At 61.7% G+C, this 15,103-nt stretch carries 13 protein-coding genes and 1 tRNA gene; 8 read left to right on the top strand and 6 right to left on the bottom strand.

Annotated features, from left to right (window positions below):
* Nucleotides 1–81 precede the first annotated feature (81 nt).
* The 3 genes from ACYU70_RS07410 to ACYU70_RS07400 all read right to left on the bottom strand — a co-directional run bounded on the left by ACYU70_RS07410 (nt 82) and on the right by ACYU70_RS07400 (nt 2,243).
* A complete protein-coding gene (locus ACYU70_RS07410; protein WP_342298411.1) occupies nt 82–1,116 on the bottom strand; it encodes a FecR family protein in 1,035 nt (344 codons plus the stop codon).
* Nucleotides 1,117–1,256: 140 nt separating this feature from the next.
* Nucleotides 1,257–1,868: an RNA polymerase sigma-70 factor gene (locus tag ACYU70_RS07405; RefSeq protein WP_342298409.1), complete on the bottom strand. Its 612-nt coding sequence runs from the start codon at nt 1,866–1,868 to the stop codon at nt 1,257–1,259.
* 303 nt (nt 1,869–2,171) lie between these two features.
* Nucleotides 2,172–2,243 (bottom strand) — tRNA-Glu (locus ACYU70_RS07400).
* Nucleotides 2,244–2,558: 315 nt separating this feature from the next.
* On the opposite strand from ACYU70_RS07400, the gene gap reads away from it, so the two are divergent.
* The 4 genes from gap (at nt 2,559) to ACYU70_RS07380 (ending at nt 5,491) form a co-directional block, all read left to right on the top strand.
* Nucleotides 2,559–3,566 carry a type I glyceraldehyde-3-phosphate dehydrogenase gene (gene gap / locus ACYU70_RS07395; RefSeq protein ID WP_342298406.1) on the top strand — a complete coding sequence of 336 codons (1,008 nt, stop codon included), beginning with the start codon at nt 2,559–2,561 and terminating at the stop codon, nt 3,564–3,566.
* A 188-nt stretch (nt 3,567–3,754) separates the two neighbouring features.
* The gene (locus ACYU70_RS07390) at nt 3,755–4,624 is read left to right on the top strand and encodes a diacylglycerol/lipid kinase family protein (protein ID WP_342298404.1); all 870 of its coding nucleotides are present in this window, start codon (nt 3,755–3,757) and stop codon (nt 4,622–4,624) included.
* 27 nt (nt 4,625–4,651) lie between these two features.
* Nucleotides 4,652–4,993, top strand: a complete 342-nt coding sequence (locus ACYU70_RS07385) for a translation initiation factor (protein ID WP_342298402.1) — start codon at nt 4,652–4,654, stop codon at nt 4,991–4,993.
* Between the two features lie 57 nt (nt 4,994–5,050).
* Nucleotides 5,051–5,491, top strand: coding sequence for a DUF1622 domain-containing protein (locus ACYU70_RS07380; protein WP_342298401.1), 441 nt, complete (start codon nt 5,051–5,053; stop codon nt 5,489–5,491).
* Here ACYU70_RS07380 and kdsB read toward each other — a convergent pair.
* A complete protein-coding gene (gene kdsB, locus ACYU70_RS07375) occupies nt 5,488–6,237 on the bottom strand; it encodes a 3-deoxy-manno-octulosonate cytidylyltransferase (RefSeq protein ID WP_342298399.1) in 750 nt (249 codons plus the stop codon). The two genes, ACYU70_RS07380 and kdsB, sit on opposite strands and share 4 nt — an antisense overlap.
* Nucleotides 6,238–6,426: 189 nt before the next feature.
* Here kdsB and ACYU70_RS07370 point away from each other — a divergent pair, with 189 nt between their 5' ends.
* From ACYU70_RS07370 to ACYU70_RS07360, 3 genes are all read left to right on the top strand, one after another.
* Nucleotides 6,427–7,368, top strand: a complete 942-nt coding sequence (locus ACYU70_RS07370; protein WP_342298397.1) for a DPBB and LysM peptidoglycan-binding domain-containing protein — start codon at nt 6,427–6,429, stop codon at nt 7,366–7,368.
* 151 nt (nt 7,369–7,519) lie between these two features.
* Nucleotides 7,520–8,272 (top strand): TIGR02757 family protein, encoded by a 753-nt coding sequence (locus ACYU70_RS07365; protein WP_342298395.1) that lies wholly within the window; start codon nt 7,520–7,522, stop codon nt 8,270–8,272.
* 102 nt (nt 8,273–8,374) lie between these two features.
* A complete protein-coding gene (locus ACYU70_RS07360; protein ID WP_342298394.1) occupies nt 8,375–8,866 on the top strand; it encodes a hypothetical protein in 492 nt (163 codons plus the stop codon).
* 283 nt (nt 8,867–9,149) lie between these two features.
* Here ACYU70_RS07360 and ACYU70_RS07355 read toward each other — a convergent pair whose 3' ends face one another.
* Nucleotides 9,150–9,569, bottom strand: coding sequence for a hypothetical protein (locus ACYU70_RS07355; protein ID WP_342298392.1), 420 nt, complete (start codon nt 9,567–9,569; stop codon nt 9,150–9,152).
* 417 nt (nt 9,570–9,986) lie between these two features.
* Nucleotides 9,987–12,269 carry a pectate lyase family protein gene (locus tag ACYU70_RS07350; protein ID WP_342298391.1) on the bottom strand — a complete coding sequence of 761 codons (2,283 nt, stop codon included), beginning with the start codon at nt 12,267–12,269 and terminating at the stop codon, nt 9,987–9,989.
* A gap of 323 nt (nt 12,270–12,592) precedes the next feature.
* Between ACYU70_RS07350 and ACYU70_RS07345 the strand changes: the two genes are divergently transcribed.
* Nucleotides 12,593–15,037 carry an endonuclease MutS2 gene (locus ACYU70_RS07345; RefSeq protein ID WP_342298390.1) on the top strand — a complete coding sequence of 815 codons (2,445 nt, stop codon included), beginning with the start codon at nt 12,593–12,595 and terminating at the stop codon, nt 15,035–15,037.
* Nucleotides 15,038–15,103 lie beyond the last annotated feature (66 nt).

Below are 15,103 nucleotides of genomic sequence, written 5' to 3'. Positions count from 1 at the left end.
CGCTGAGGCCCGGCAGTGTCTCTGGAATCGATTGCGGGAGATGAAGTCATAGGCGGCAGATTTTGCGGACAATAAAAAAGGCTACTCGGCCAGGCAGGTCGGGCTGTGGAAGCGGAGGTGGTCGCCGGCCTTTTCGTAGGTCGCGCCCAGGGTTTCGCAGATGATATCGAGCTTCGCAAACAAGGGCTCATTGCCCAGGCTCAGGTTGAGCGTGCAGTTGCGCACCGCCACCGCATCATACTCAATGCGTACGCCATACGCCTTTTCCAGGGCCGCCAGTACCTCAGCCACCGGCCGGTCCTCGAACACGAATGATTGCGGGGCCAGCAGCGCTGGCTGCGCCACCAGCTCGCGGCGCAGCTGCTGCCCGCCCGCCGAGTACACGGCCTGCTGGTTGGGCAGCACCACCACAGTGGCCGCGACTGCGCCCGCCAGAGTACGGCGCTGGCTCACCCGCACGGCCCCGGTGCGCACCTGCACCTGCACATCGGACGGCCCGGCATACGCCTGCACCCGGAAACTGGTGCCCAGCACGGTAGTCACCACCTTATCGGTAAACACCGAAAACGGGTGGTTCTTGTCATGAAAAACATCGAAAAAAGCCGCACCCGCGAGGTAGGCCTCGCGGCGGCCGCCCCGCAGTTCCCGCCGGTACCTCAGGGTACTAGCCGGGGCCAGCGTCACGGCGCTGCCGTCGGGCAGGGCCACGTGGGTTTCGTAAGCTGAGGTATTCGCGTAAACCTGCCACTCTGCCTTCTCCGAGGGGGCAGGATTAGTCAGTGCAGCCCATTTTGTTGGCATGTGCGATACCTGCAATCCTACTAAGCTTGCGCCCAATACCAGTGCCGCCGCAGCCGCCCAGCGCACACTGGCGGGCCACGACTGCCACCCACCCGGCAGGTCAACCTGCGGCACGGTGCCCGGGGCCGTTTGCCGGCTGATGCGTTGCCACACCGTAGTCATCAGCGCCTCTTTCTCGGTGGGGGAGAGGTTGAACTGCTGCTCGGCTCCGAGATGGCGGTACCACGCCTCAATGCGCTGCACTTCCTCCGGAGTGCAGTTGCCCTCCTGGTAGCGTTGCAACAGTTGGCGAAATTCGGACTTGTCGGTGGCCATACCTCAAAAGTGGTGCTTGAAACAGTAGTCAATGAACAAACCCGTACCCCTAAACCCGCCAGCAAAATTCTTTCATTCGGGTAGCTGTTTGCCCGAATGCCTTGAGCTACTCAAGGTACACTAATTTGACAAGCAAGTGCTTAGCTGAGTATCAGTAACGCTAGCACCACCAAAAAATCTTTTAGCGAAACGCGCAGCTGCTTCAGGGCGCGGGTAATGTGGTACTCCACGGCTTTGGTAGAAAGCTTGAGCCGGCCGGCAATTTCTGGCACCGTCTGGTGCTCCAGGCGGCTGAGCTGAAAAATTTCCCGGGTATGGGCTGGTAGGCGGGTCAGGCCCCGGCGCAGGGCACCGGCCAGGTCAGTGGCGGCCAGCTCTTGCTCGGTGTGGTGGTCGGCCCGGGGGCTTTGAGTGTGGCAATAAGCCAGATAGCCCGCGTGGATAAGCTTGGTTTTGATGAGGTTGATGACGCGGTACTTCACGGCCGTGCCCAGGTATTCCGGCAGTTTCTGAATATCAACCCCCTCCCGCTTGTGCCAGAGCGCGGCAAACAAATCCTGCACGATTTCCTCAGCCGCCTCGCGCGAGCCCACTTTGCGGTACGCCTGTTCAATAAGGCCGAAGCCGTAGCGGCGGTATATCTCGGCAAAGGCTGGCTCGCTCCCACCGCGCAACGCCAGCACCAATTCCGCATCGTCCCAACTGGCGCAGGGTTTCGGCTTTAAGGACAGTTGGTTAGCAGTGGATTGCATCGTCAGCAGATAAGCGTGGCAGCGCAGCCGAAGGCCCGCGCTGCCCTAGCAGCAACATCAGATACGGGCTAAGTGCCCTCAACGATAATCGTGGCGCTTGATAAAGCCGGACCGGGCGGAATATTAGCGTTTTTTCTGCCAACTAGAACGCGTTAGTGCACGCTTTGCCACTGGAGTGCAGCCGCGTAAACCAGCCACGGTCGTCGGTCAATCTTGCTCTTGCAGAGCGGCGGCCAAATATGCGTTCCAGAAAAAAACAGTGCAATAAAAAAGGCCCTCAGCATATGCTGAGGGCCTTTGTTGTAGTCCGTAGGGGAATCGAACCCCTGTTGGTAGAATGAAAATCTACTGTCCTAACCCCTAGACGAACGGACCGTTGTTCGTTTTGATGATGCAAAGGTACGGCGCGCTTCGTTTCGTGCAAGTTCTGGCAGAAAAAAAAGTGCTGTTAAGACCAAAGTACCCTGTTTTTCAGGCTGAAAAATTTCCGCAGGGTCCTAATTGCCCTTTGTCGAAACGGTGCGAGCCGGATAACCACCCACTCAAACGCACCGTAATCCGTAGGGGAATCGAACTCCTTTATGGTCGCAGTAAGAATGTGGGCTAACCCGCGCCTGCCTGCTATCTTCGCCCCGTGTTTCAACCGGCCGCCAGCGTGGCGGCTGGCCACTAATCCCCACCTGTTTTACAATGGCAAAAATTAAAGTCGCCATCAACGGCTTCGGCCGCATCGGCCGCCTCACCTTCAAGTCGCTGCTCGGCCGCGACAACGTGGAAATCGTTGCTATCAACGACCTGACCGACAACAAAACGCTGGCCCACCTGCTGAAGTACGACTCCGTACACGGTCGCTTCGACGGCACCGTGAGCTACGACGAGGAAAGCCTCACCGTAAACGGCGTCAAAATCGCCGCCCTCGCCGAGCGCGACCCCAAGCTGCTGCCCTGGGGCAAAATGGGTGTTGACGTGGTGCTGGAATCGACCGGCCGCTTCGTGGACGAGGCCGGCGCTGGCCAGCACATCACCGCTGGTGCCAAGAAAGTAGTTATTTCGGCTCCCGCCACCGGCAACATCCCCACCGTAGTATTGGGTGTGAACGAGGACATCCTCACCGGCTCGGAAACCATCATCAGCAACGCCAGCTGCACCACCAACTGCCTGGCACCCATGGCCAAAGTGTTGGACGACGCGTTCGGCATCGAGAAAGGCTACATCACCACGGTGCACGCCTACACATCGGACCAGAACCTGCAGGATGCCCCTCACAAGGACCTGCGCCGCGCCCGCGCCGCTGCCTACAGCATCATCCCCACCAGCACCGGTGCTGCCAAAGCCGTGGGCCTGGTGCTGCCCACGCTGAAGGGCAAGCTCGACGGCCTCGCCATGCGCGTGCCCGTGCCGGATGGCTCGATGACCGACCTGACCGTTATCCTGAAAAAGGAGGCGACCAAGGAGCAAATCAACGCCGCCTTGAAGGCTGCTGCTGAAGGCCCCCTGAAAGGCATCATCGAATACACCACCGACCCGATTGTGAGCATCGACATCGTGGGCAACCCCCACAGCTGCATTTTCGACTCGGAGCTGACTTCGGCCAACGGCACGCTGGCCAAAGTAATTGGCTGGTACGACAACGAAACCGGCTACTCGACCCGCACGGCTGATTTGATTCAGAAGCTCGGCGAGAAGATGAACGGCTAATTGCTGCTCCCGTAAATAAACGCCGTCCGCTTTGCCATTTGTGGCGGGGCGGACGGCGTTTTTATTTGTAAGTGTAGCGTAATGGGTATTCAGGGGGTGATAAATCAGCTGATTTTACTCTTATTGCGCACTACTGAATACGAACTGCTTCCCCTAATATTCCGCCAAGCCTGCGCTGGGCGTCTTCCATGCCCAAAACCTGCTTTATCCTGAACCCCAAGGCCGGCCCCAGCCAGCGCCACGACATGCCCGCCCTGATTGCGCGGTACTTCGGCGCGCGGGAGGAGGACTATGAAATCCGCCCGACTGAGTACGCCGGCCACGCCGTGGAGCTGGCCCAAAAAGCCGCCGCCGAGGGTTTTGCAGTCGTGGCGGCCGTGGGCGGCGATGGCACCGTGAACGAGGTGGGCCGGGGCTTATTGGGCACCGAAACGGCCCTGGGCATTATCCCCCAGGGCTCGGGCAATGGCCTGGCCCGCCACCTCAAGGTGCCACTGGGCCTGCCCGACGCCCTGCGCCGCTTGGCCACGCCCGACTTCAGCCGCATGGACGTGGGCGTGATAAACGGCCACCCGTTCTTCTGCACGGCCGGGTTGGGGTTCGATGCGCACGTGAGCCAGCACTTTGCCCAAGCCGGCTCGCGGGGCCTGAGCACCTATTTGCAGGTAACGCTGCGCGAGTACCGCCGCTACCGCCCCGTAGCGGTGCAGGCCAACCTCGACAGCCAGGAAATTACCACTGATTGCTACGTGCTGGCCTTCGCCAACGCCTCGCAATACGGCAACAATGCCTACATCGCGCCCCTGGCCGACCTGCGCGACGGCCTGCTCGATGTCTGTCTGATTGATGCCCTGCCCGTGTTTCGCGCCTTCCGCGTGAGCCTGGCCATGGCCCTCGGCACGCTGCCCCAAAGCAAGGCGGCCGAGTATTTCCGGGTGCCCCGTGCCCGGGTGGTGGCCGCCGCGCCCATCGGCTTCCACGTCGATGGGGACTACCTGGGCCACGCCACCGAATTCGACGTGGAGCTTATGCCCCTGGCCCTGGCCGTGGCGGTTTAATTCCCCTTTATCAATAGGCGATTTCCAATGAAAGACAAATCCAACCGCACCGGCGTGGTTTATTCCACCAATCCCGATTTCACTTACCAGAGCAACGAGCCAGCCGCCGCTACCACGCTGCCACCGCAACAGCAGCAACTGCGCGTGCAACTCGACAAGAAGCAGCGCGGTGGCAAGCAGGTCACGCTCGTCACCGGCTTTGTGGGTACCGATGGGGATTTGCAGGCCCTTGGCAAACTCCTCAAAACCAAGTGCGGCGTGGGCGGCAGCGCCAAAGACGGCGAAGTAGTGGTGCAGGGCGATTTCCGCGATAAAGTGCTGGAAGTACTGCTGAAGGAAGGTTATAAGGCCAAAAAGGCCGGCGGCTAATTCCAGCCTTGGGCCGACACTGCCCGTATCCTGCTCGTTGTTGCCTTTCCCGCGCTCATGCCATTGCTGTTTACCTGTTTCCTATCCATTCTGCCCGAAGCGGCCCGCGACGTGACTTCCTTGCATGGCCGCGCTGAAAGCACGGTCATCGACGCGGTGCTGTGGCTGAAGCTGGGCGTGGAAATGGTGGGCGCGGTTATCATCGCGCTAGGCATTCTCAGCGCGGGCTGGTTGCTGCTGAAAGCATTAAGCAAGGGCCAGACAGCCGACTTCACCGCTATCCGGCTGACCCTGGCCCGTTACTTGGCGCTGGCGCTGGAGTTTCAACTCGGGGCGGATATCCTCTCCACAGCCATTTCTCCGACCTGGGAGCAGTTGGGCAAGCTCGGGGCCATTGCCATCATCCGCACTGCCCTCAACTACTTCCTCTCGCGCGAAATGCGGGATGAGCGCCACCAAACCAGCGCCGCAAAGCCCGTAGCAGAGCGCGTCGACTAGCCTCGCAGTCGGACCAGCGCCCGTTCCACATCCTCCGGCGTATCAATCCCGAACGCATCCAGCTCCGTCTCCGCGCAGCGAATCTGGAAGCCGGCTTCCAGCCAACGCAATTGTTCCAGGCTTTCGGCGGCTTCGAGGGGCGATACGGGCAGGCGCGTGAGCTGTGCCAGCACTTGCGGCTGGTAGGCATACAGGCCCAGGTGGCGCAGGTAGCGATGGTGAGCCAGCCACTCGGCGGGCTCGCGGCCGCGCTGGTAGGGGAGGGGGTGGCGGCTGAAATACAGGGCGTGGCCCTGCTGGCTGAGCACCACTTTGGGCAGGTGCGGGCTGAATAATTCTTCCTCCGAAATCACCGGCTTCACCAGCGTAGCGATGGCGGGCGCGGTGGCTGGGTCGGCAAATAAATCGGCCAGGGCGTTGATTTGGGCGGGGTGAATGAACGGCTCATCGCCCTGAATATTGACGATGCAATGCACCTCAGGCGGGCTGCCGAGCTGCTGGAAGGCCTCCCACAGGCGGTCGGTGCCGCTGGGGTGGTCGGGGTGGGTGAGCACGGCCTCGCCCCCGAAATCTTGGACGTGGCGCAGGATGCGCTCATCATCGGTGGCCACCACCACGCGGGCCAAGTTGGCCTGCCGGGCCTGCATCACCACCCGCTGAATCATGCTCTGGCCGCCCAAATCGACGAGTGGCTTGCCGGGCAGGCGGGTGGAGGCGAAGCGAGCGGGAATGAGGCCGAGAACCATAGCAGCGGGCAGGAAGTGAATAGCCAGCGGCGGGAAAAGCCCCGCCAATAAGCCCCAAATAACGGAACGGGACCGTGTTGAAACCGGCCGGGCTCAATTTCCCACCGGTTATTGCGTTATTTTGCCTCCGCTGGCTGTTTGGCTGGCGCTCCCGGGCGGGGGCAAAGTGAATTTTGGAAGGCTATTTATATGACTGTAATTCTTTCGTTGCTGACGCTGCTGGCCCTGGGCGGCCCCGGTCCGGGCAAACCCGGCCACGCCAAAAGTGCCCCCGCCGACTCCATTGGCCAGGAAATGCGCGGCGGCCAGCGCTTCGTGAAGCACCGCGTGGCGGCCGGCGAAACCCTCACCGCCCTCACCCGCCGCTACCACGTCACGCTGGCTGAGCTCAATGCCGCCAACCCGCAGATTAAAAACGGCCTCGGCGTGGGCCAGATTGTGTACGTGCCCCGTCCCGCCGCTGGTAAGGCCCCGGCCGCCGCTGCGCCCGACAAAGCCGCCGCGCCCGTAACCGTGCCCACCCACTACACCGTGGCCAAAGGCGAAACCCTGTTCGGCATCGCCCGCAAGTTTCAGCTCACGCCCGATGAGCTGATTCGGCTCAACAAGCTGCCCGCCGGCGGCACCGTGCGCGTGGGCCAGCAACTGATACTTTCCGGCGCGGCCGAAGCTCCGGCTACTACGGCCGCCGCGCCCAAGCCCGCGCCCGTGGTGCGCCCGGTAGAAGTGGAAGCCGTGCCCGCCACGCCCGCCAAAGCCCCGGCCCCCGACAAGCCCGCCCAGATTGCGACCGTAACCGAACGCCCCGAGCGCGAGGACGACAAGGAGGACCGCACCCCCAGCCGCGCCAGCGAAGTGCTGGCCCGCGTGGTGGAGTCGGGCCTCGGTGCGCCCATCGAAAAGAGCATTACCGATAAGTACCTCGCCCTGCACAAAACGGCCCCCGTGGGCACCATCATGCAGGTGAAAAACGCCATGAATGGCCTCTCGGTGTATGTGCGCGTCATCGGCAAGCTGCCCGATACGGGCGAGAACAACAACATCCTGGTGCGCCTCTCGCCCCGCGCCGTGCAGAAGCTCGGCACCACCGACTCCCGCTTTCGGGTGGAGACGAACTACATTCCGCAGTAGAGAAACGTAGCGCAATTCAATCCGCCTGTCATCCTGAGCGCAGCGAAGGACCTTATCACGACTGAACGATTCGCCGTAAGCACGGCTAATGCGAGCGTGATAAGGTCCTTCGCTGCGCTCAGGATGACAGGCGTTTTTCCTATCCCCCTTTATGAACATCGCCCAGCTCCGCCGCCAGCTCGATGCGCAATACCTGCGCTACAACCGCCCCGAGTTCATCAAAAACGACCCCATTCAAATCCCGCACCGCTTCACCCAGCGGCAGGATGTGGAAATCGCGGCCCTGTTTGCGGCGCTGCTGGCCTGGGGGCAGCGGCCCACCATCATCAACAAGTGCAACGAGCTGCTGCGCCGCATGGACGACGCCCCGCACCAGTTCATCACCCAGCACCAGGACGAGGACTTGAAGAAGCTGCTCGGCTTCTGCCACCGCACGTTTTGCGATACCGATTTGCTGTATTTCGTGCATTTCCTGCGCCATTGGTACGGGCAGCACGAGACGCTGGAAACCGCGTTTTTGGTGGGGCACACGCAGCGCGAGCGGCTGATTAACTTCCATCAGCACTTCTTCAGCCTGCCCGATGCGCCCCAGCGCACCCGCAAGCACGTGGCCACGCCGGCCCGCAAATCGGCCTGCAAGCGGGTGAATATGTACCTGCGCTGGCTGGTGCGCCGCGACGAGCACGGCGTCGATTTCGGCCTCTGGACCCGCCTCTCGCCCGCCGACCTCATCATGCCCATCGACCTGCACGTCGAGCGCCAGGCCCGCCCCCTGGGCCTGCTCACCCGCAAGCTCGTGGACTGGGAAGCCGCCGAAGAGCTCACCGCCAACCTCCGCAAACTCGACCCCAGCGACCCGGTGAAGTACGATTTCGCCCTGTTTGGCGCGGGGGTGGATAAGTAAACTCAAACGCTGGGGCCTCGTGACCCCAGCGTACTTTCTTTGTCACTCATTCACCTATTCCCCATCGCTGCCATGGTCCGTGCTCTTACCCTTTTGTTATCCTTGAGTCTTGTCGTCGTCGGCTGTTCCAAAAAGTCTGATGCCGAACCAGCCATTCCTGCCAATAGCATCCAGCTTAGCGACAATGGCCAGGTGGTGGTGTTTGGCTCACCTACGGCCGTGGTGGAAACCAATGCCTTGGGGGTGAAGCAGCTCACCATTGATGCCAGTACTGCCGACAACCACCAAATTTCTTTGTCTGTCACGGACCGGCAAGGTGTGGAAACGCCCCGCACCTACCGAGGCGCGAGCGCGGGCAGTGCCTATACCCTACCCATTACCAACTACTCCACGAATTGCCGCAGCCTCGTATTGGGCACACAACTGTACCGATTTTACATCGACAGCGCGCCCGACCTTGAGGTGGTGGTAAAGTCCGTGGACACGAGCACCCACACCGTTAGCGGGACCTTCAGCGGTATCTATACGCTGGGATGCGATAGCCGAAAAATCACCAACGGCCAGTTCAACTTGCCTTATACTGTCAAACCCTGAATAACCCTGCTGGCGTGCGTCACAGACGCGCGTCAGCAGGGTAGATATGTGAGCGATAAGTGAGTAATTGGCTGAGAAGTGTAGGTAATGAACGACACGCTTTGCCGATATAACCGGCAGGGTAAAGCGAAATCTAAACAGCCCCGATGGCGCGGGCCTGCGGCCCGTGCCCGCTATTCGCAGGCCTCCGGCCTGCAATCGTTGCGCGATTCACACCCGCCTTGTCCGGTCGCCGGGGGCCGGAGGCCCCCCAATAGTCGGCACGGGACGGAGCCCCGCGCCATCAGCCCTGCGGCCCGGCCACCACCAGCAGCAGCGCGTCCTCAGCTGCCCGCGTGAGGCGGTGGTAGAAGAACCGGCCCCGCCGCTCGCGCTCGGTGAGGCCGCGCGTGAGCAACTCCTGCGCCATGCGCGAGCCGGCGCGCCAGCCCAGGCCCGCCGCCGCTTGCAACTGCTCGGTGCTGAGTTCGAGGTGCTCCATGAGGGCCACCAGCATGCGGGCCATGCGCCCGTGGGTACGGGCATCGCGCACGCCTTGGGGCGGAATGAGCCACGCCTGAATGCGGGCCAGAATGGCGGCCGGCTCCTGGCTGGGCGGTGGGGGCGGGGCGTCGCGCACCACCAGGCGCTGGGCAAAGCGGGCGGCCAGGGAGCCGGTGGCGGCATCAGGGGTGGGCACGGGTTCCATAAGCAAGGCAGTCAAGCGGGTAAAGGAGGTGCGCAAGGTAAGAACAATGCCTTACCTACTCCAATGACGGCCCCCCTGAGCACACATGCAGTCCCGCTTAGTGCCGGTAAGGCCCCCCTGAGCATCTATACAGCCTCCCTTAGTGGTAGTAAGGTCCCCCTGAGCACATATGCAGCCCCGCTTAGTGCTGATGAGGCCCTCCTGAGCATGTATGCAGCCCCGCTTAGTGCTAGTAAGGCCTCTCTGGGTATTTATACGGTCTGCCTTAGCATAATATCTGCCTTATTTGCGCTGATTGCGGCCTTACAGGGCATAAGTTACTGCTATATCGCTCCGCGCCGGGCGAAACGAAAGCTGCGAGCCCGTTGCCAGCCACAAAAAAAGGCCCCAGCAGTGCTGCCGGGGCCTTTTTCAATCGGGGGAGACGCTAATCTATTGCTTGAGCAATTGGCTGGTGCGCAGGTAGCCGTCTTCGTCGCGCAGGCGGATGAGGTACACGCCGGGCTTCACGTCTTTCAGGTCGAAGGACTGGTTGGTGAGGCCGGTTTTCACCAGGCTGCCCGTGATGCTGTAGAGCGAGAAAGGCTGCTTGCTCTTCCAGGCCACGGTCACTTCATCGGTGGCCGGGTTGGGGTACACCTTGATGGCGAGGCCATCCAGCGGGTTGCGCGTGGCCAGGGGGGCCGCATACACGGTGCTCATGTAGTAGATGTTCGCCGTCACGTTTTTGGTGATTTGGTGGGTACCGGCGGCGATGTTCATCGAGAGGCGGCCCGAGGCCACCGTCTGGTTCACGTTGTCGATTTTAACCGTGCCGCTGAACGCATCGTTGAACACCAGCGTGAGCGTGGCGGTCGCCGTGGTGGTGAAGGCCACGTTCGTGGTCGACTCCAGCTTGAGGCATTGCGTCAGGTTCAGGCCGTTGTAGACCACCGTGCCCTGCGACGTGGAGAGGTTGCCGGTGATGGTGTAGAAGGTGCTGGTAGTGCCGGACAGGGTGAAATTGTGCAGCATGTCCGACGTATTGGTGCCGCCGCCGCCGCCCGTGCCGCCGCCACCACCGCCACCGGGAGGGGTTACCACCGTCACGCCCTGCACCGAAACCAAGCCGGTGGTGTAGCCCACCAGTGCCGCTTGCAGCGGCAGATTCACGGCCGAGGAAGCGTCGTCCACCGCGTTGTTGAACGTCCACTGGAAGTCGCCGCCCTTCACGCGGCCCGCGTACAGCATCGTGTTGGTCCGGGCCGCCGTGGGGCTGTCCGGGGTGTAGGTGTACATCACGGCCGCGTTGGTGTCGAAGTTGTTGTAGGCGTTGCGGCCGTAGGCCGACAGCACGGTGGCGGGCACGGTTTGGGTCCGGGTGGTCACCACGTAGGCATCAAAGTCGACCGTGGAATTGGGGTAGCCGGTGGCACCGTAGGGCACGAAGCGCGTCTGCCCGGTCATGTAGTTATCGAAGGCCTTGATGGTGCCGCCGTCCTCGTTGGAGAAAATGGGCTGCGTGGTGTAGTTGTTCGTCATCGTCACAGGATTGAACACGTCCGTGCCCTGCATCGAAGTCAGCATGGGGTACTTGCAATTGCGGAAGTAATTGCCTTCCATGAACACCGAGGAGCCCTCCGTCGAGCCGGACCCGTACTTGGCGTTGCCGTCGTAGTAGTTGTTATACACGTGGGCCGAGTAGAAGCGCACGCGGGGGTGGCGCGAGTCCGAATGGTCGTACCAGTTGTGGTGGTAGGTGATGTAGAGGCCCTGGGTGGTGTTTTCGCTCAAGCCGAGCAGGTTGCACTTGCCCGAATCCCAGAAGTGGTTGTAGGAGAACGTGACGTAGGTCGACTTTTTGCAGTCCAGCGCGCCGTCGCCCTTCACCTGGTCGGCGGCACTGCCCGCGTGGCCGTAGAAGTAGTCGCAATTGTGCACCCAGATGTAGTCATTGTCCTGCTGCAGGCCAATATTGTCGCCTTCATCGCTGTCGGTGTTCATCGTGCCGATGTTGCGAATTTCAATGTTGGACGCGCCTTTGATGCGAATACCGAAGCCATCGGCCACGGCATCGTTGCCCACGCCTTCGAGGGTGATGGCCCCGGAGGCCAGGTTGTTGTTTTCGATGACGATGTCGCCGCCCAGCATGTAGGTCAGGTCGGTGATTTGCCCAATGAAGCGCACGAGCAGCGGCCGGGCATCGCGGCCTTTCTTAAAGCCGTCGAGGATGGTTTGCAGGCCCACGCAGGGATTGGTGGTGGCCCCGGTCACGTTGAGCGACACGGTATTCTTAGTGTTTTGGGTAATGTAGAGGATGACGGCGTTGGTTTTTACCGTGCCGTTGGCATTGTAGGCACCCGGCACGCGGCCGTTGCTGAAGGCAAACCCGGTGCGGTCCTGGGCCAGCACCGTGAGGGCGCTGGTAGTGGTGGCCGCGCCCTCCACCCCGCCGATAACGGGGGCCACTTTGAGCGTGTACGAGCCGGGCGTGAGGCCCAGGGCATCGGCCCGGTAAAAGGTGCCGTAGTTGCGGATGAGCTGGTCGTCGAGCTTCTGGTTGACGAGGCCGCCGCCGGTGTAGTACACATTATAGCTTTGCGCGTTGGCAACCGGCGTCCAGCGCACGTAGGCGGTTTCCAGCCAGCCGGACGATTCCAGCACGGTCGGGGCCTGGGCGCGCAGGGCCAGCGGCGACAGCAACAGCAGGAAGAGTAGAGAGAACAAGTGCTTCATAGTCGGAGCGGTTTTGGGTGGGTGATGGCGGCTGCCATCGGTGAGAGGTTATGTACAAACCTAGCCGCTAAGCGTCAGCAAATGAGTATATAGCAAAGCCTAAGCCGGAGTATAGTTGCGCAAACGTTCCCGGCATCGTTGCCGAACGCGATAAACTGGCGGGCCGGGGCCGGGATTTTCCCATCAATCAGGCGTTTGGGGCGGGCGGAAGGCCGGGTTGGGCTGCTGTCCGCCGCCGTCAGAGCCCAATACCTTGCCGTCCGCGAATCTTCCCGCCCGCTTGGCTGTTTACCTTCGTACCCAATTACTGAAATACTACCTACTTGCTGTTACCCCAACACTTCGAACAAAAAATCGGCTTCACCACCCTGCGCGAGCAGCTTGAGGCCAATTGCCTTTCCGCCCTGGGCCGGCACTACGTGGCCCGCATGGAGTTCCAACCCAAGCACGAGCCCCTGCTGAAACTGCTGCAACAGGCCGACGAATTCACCTACCTGCTGCGCTCCGGGGCCGATTTCCCGGCCTCGCACTACCACGATGCTCAGGTGCATCTCAAGCGCGCCGCCCTACCGGGCGCGTACCTCGACGTGGCCGCCTTCTTCGAGGTGAAGATGAGCCTGCGTACCATTCGGCAGGCCCTGAGCTTCTTCTCCGATGCCGACCCCAGCCTATATCCCACGCTGCGCCTGCTGGGCATTGGCATCCAGGTCGACCGCAACCTGCTGGCTGCTTTGGATAAAGTGGTGGACGACGAAGGGGCCGTGCGCGACGACGCGAGCCCGCTGCTGCGCCAGATTCGGCAGGAACTCATTGCCCGTCAGGGGCAGCTGCGCAAGCAGATTGCCGGCATCCTGCGCCACGCCAAAAACGAGGGCTGGATTCCCAGCGACTCCGAGCCCACGATACGCGGCGGGCGGCTGGTGCTGCCCGTTATTGCGGAGCACAAGCGCAAGGTGAAGGGCCTGATTCACGACGAATCGGCCTCGGGCCAGACCGTGTACATTGAGCCGGAAGCTGTTTTCGAGCTGAATAACGACATCAAGGACCTTGACAATGCCTATCACCGCGAGCTGATTCGCATCCTTACGGCGCTCACCGACCAGCTCCGGCCTCACATCCCGGACCTGCGCAAAGCGTATTCTTATCTGGGGCTGATTGACTTCATCAGGGCGAAAGCCCGGCTGGCCGTCACACTCGATTGCCGCCTGCCCGTGCTGCACAACAAGCCCCTGCTGAAATGGGTGAAGGTGCGCCACCCGCTGCTCCAGCTGGCCTTCGCCCAGCACAAGCGCGACAACGGCGACCCCCGCGAAGTGGTGCCCCTGGACCTGGAATTGAACCACGAGCAGCGCATCCTCGTCATTTCCGGCCCCAACGCCGGCGGCAAATCGGTGAGCCTGAAAACCGTGGGCCTCGTGCAGTTCATGCTGCAAATGGGCCTGCTCATTCCCTGCGCCGACAACTCCGAAGCCGGCGTTTTCGAGGATATTTTCCTGGATATCGGCGACGAGCAGAGCCTGGAAAACGACCTGAGTACCTATTCGTCGCACCTGTTGGCCATGAAGCAGTTCATGCTGCTGGCCGGCAAGAAAAGCCTAGTGCTGATTGACGAGTTCGGCACCGGCACCGAGCCCAGCCTGGGCGGCGCCATCGCCGAGGCCGTGCTCGACCAGCTGAACCGAGCCCGCGTCTACGGCGTCATTACCACGCACTACACCAACCTCAAGAACTTCGCCGAGCGCACCCCGCACCTCGTGAATGGGGCCATGCGCTACGACCCGGAGAAGCTCCAGCCGCTTTATCGGCTGGAAGTGGGTAAGCCGGGCTCTTCGTTCGCCATCGAAATTGCCCGCAAAATCGGCCTGCCGAAGGAGGTAGTGGAGCGCGCCACGCAGTTGGTAGGCAAGGACAAAATCCGCTACGACCGCCTGCTCGAAGGCCTCGAAAAGGAGAAAACCGAACTCGAAACCCGCACCGCCGAAGCTGCCAAAGCTGAGAAGCGCCTCAAGCGTGCCGCCCAGGAATACCAGGACCTCAAGCAGCACATTGAGGATACCAAAATCGAAACCCTGCGCACGGCCAAGCAGCAGGCCAAGGCGCTGTTGGTGAATACCAATCAGCAAATCGAAGCCACCATCGGCGAAATCCGGCGGGGCAACGCCGAGAAGGAAACCAACAAAGCCGCCCGCGAAAAGCTCGATAATTTCGTCAAGAAGGAGCTGCAAATCGAGCCGCCCAAGCCCAAAGCCACCCGCGAGCGCGCCGAAGCCGGCGACCTCAAGCCCGGCGATAAAGTGGCCCTTTTCGGCCAGGAAGGCCACGGCGAAGTGGTGAGCGTGAAGGGCCAGACCGCCGAAGTCATGTTCGGTGGCCTGAAAACCCTGACCAAGCTCAGCCAACTCGAAAAGCTGGGCCGAGCCGAAATCCGCGAGCGGGAGCAGGCCGCTAAAGCCAGCAAGTCGAAGCTCAGCGGCGGCAGCTCCGGCGGTGGCAACGGCGTGAACATCACCGACCGCATGGCCGGCTTCAGCCCCACCCTCGACCTGCGCGGCGAGCGCGCCGAAGATGCCCTCACCAAAACCATGAGCTTCGTAGACGATGCCGTGATGCTAGGAATGCCCGAAATCAAGTTCCTCCACGGGCGCGGCAACGGCGTACTCCGCCAGGTGGTGCGCGACTACCTGCGCTCCCAACGTGCCGTAGCCAGCGTGGCCGACGAGCACGCCGATAGGGGCGGGGATGGCGTGACCATTGCGGTGCTGAAGTAGCATGACCGTTCAGAGTATTACAGTCAGGCCATAAAAAAAAGGCGGCTCCCAAATCGGGAGCCGCCT

The sequence above is a fragment of the Hymenobacter segetis genome (genome assembly GCF_054776495.1).
Note: the sequence above shows the minus strand (reverse complement) of the source record. Positions and strands in the feature narration are given on the sequence as shown.

Coding starts and splice junctions, on each gene's coding strand:
- ACYU70_RS07410 (WP_342298411.1), bottom strand. CDS start 1,116: ATGGCCACCGACAAGTCCGAATTTCGCCAACTGTTGCAACGCTACCAG.
- ACYU70_RS07405 (WP_342298409.1), bottom strand. CDS start 1,868: ATGCAATCCACTGCTAACCAACTGTCCTTAAAGCCGAAACCCTGCGCC.
- gap (WP_342298406.1), top strand. CDS start 2,559: ATGGCAAAAATTAAAGTCGCCATCAACGGCTTCGGCCGCATCGGCCGC.
- ACYU70_RS07390 (WP_342298404.1), top strand. CDS start 3,755: ATGCCCAAAACCTGCTTTATCCTGAACCCCAAGGCCGGCCCCAGCCAG.
- ACYU70_RS07385 (WP_342298402.1), top strand. CDS start 4,652: ATGAAAGACAAATCCAACCGCACCGGCGTGGTTTATTCCACCAATCCC.
- ACYU70_RS07380 (WP_342298401.1), top strand. CDS start 5,051: ATGCCATTGCTGTTTACCTGTTTCCTATCCATTCTGCCCGAAGCGGCC.
- kdsB (WP_342298399.1), bottom strand. CDS start 6,237: ATGGTTCTCGGCCTCATTCCCGCTCGCTTCGCCTCCACCCGCCTGCCC.
- ACYU70_RS07370 (WP_342298397.1), top strand. CDS start 6,427: ATGACTGTAATTCTTTCGTTGCTGACGCTGCTGGCCCTGGGCGGCCCC.
- ACYU70_RS07365 (WP_342298395.1), top strand. CDS start 7,520: ATGAACATCGCCCAGCTCCGCCGCCAGCTCGATGCGCAATACCTGCGC.
- ACYU70_RS07350 (WP_342298391.1), bottom strand. CDS start 12,269: ATGAAGCACTTGTTCTCTCTACTCTTCCTGCTGTTGCTGTCGCCGCTG.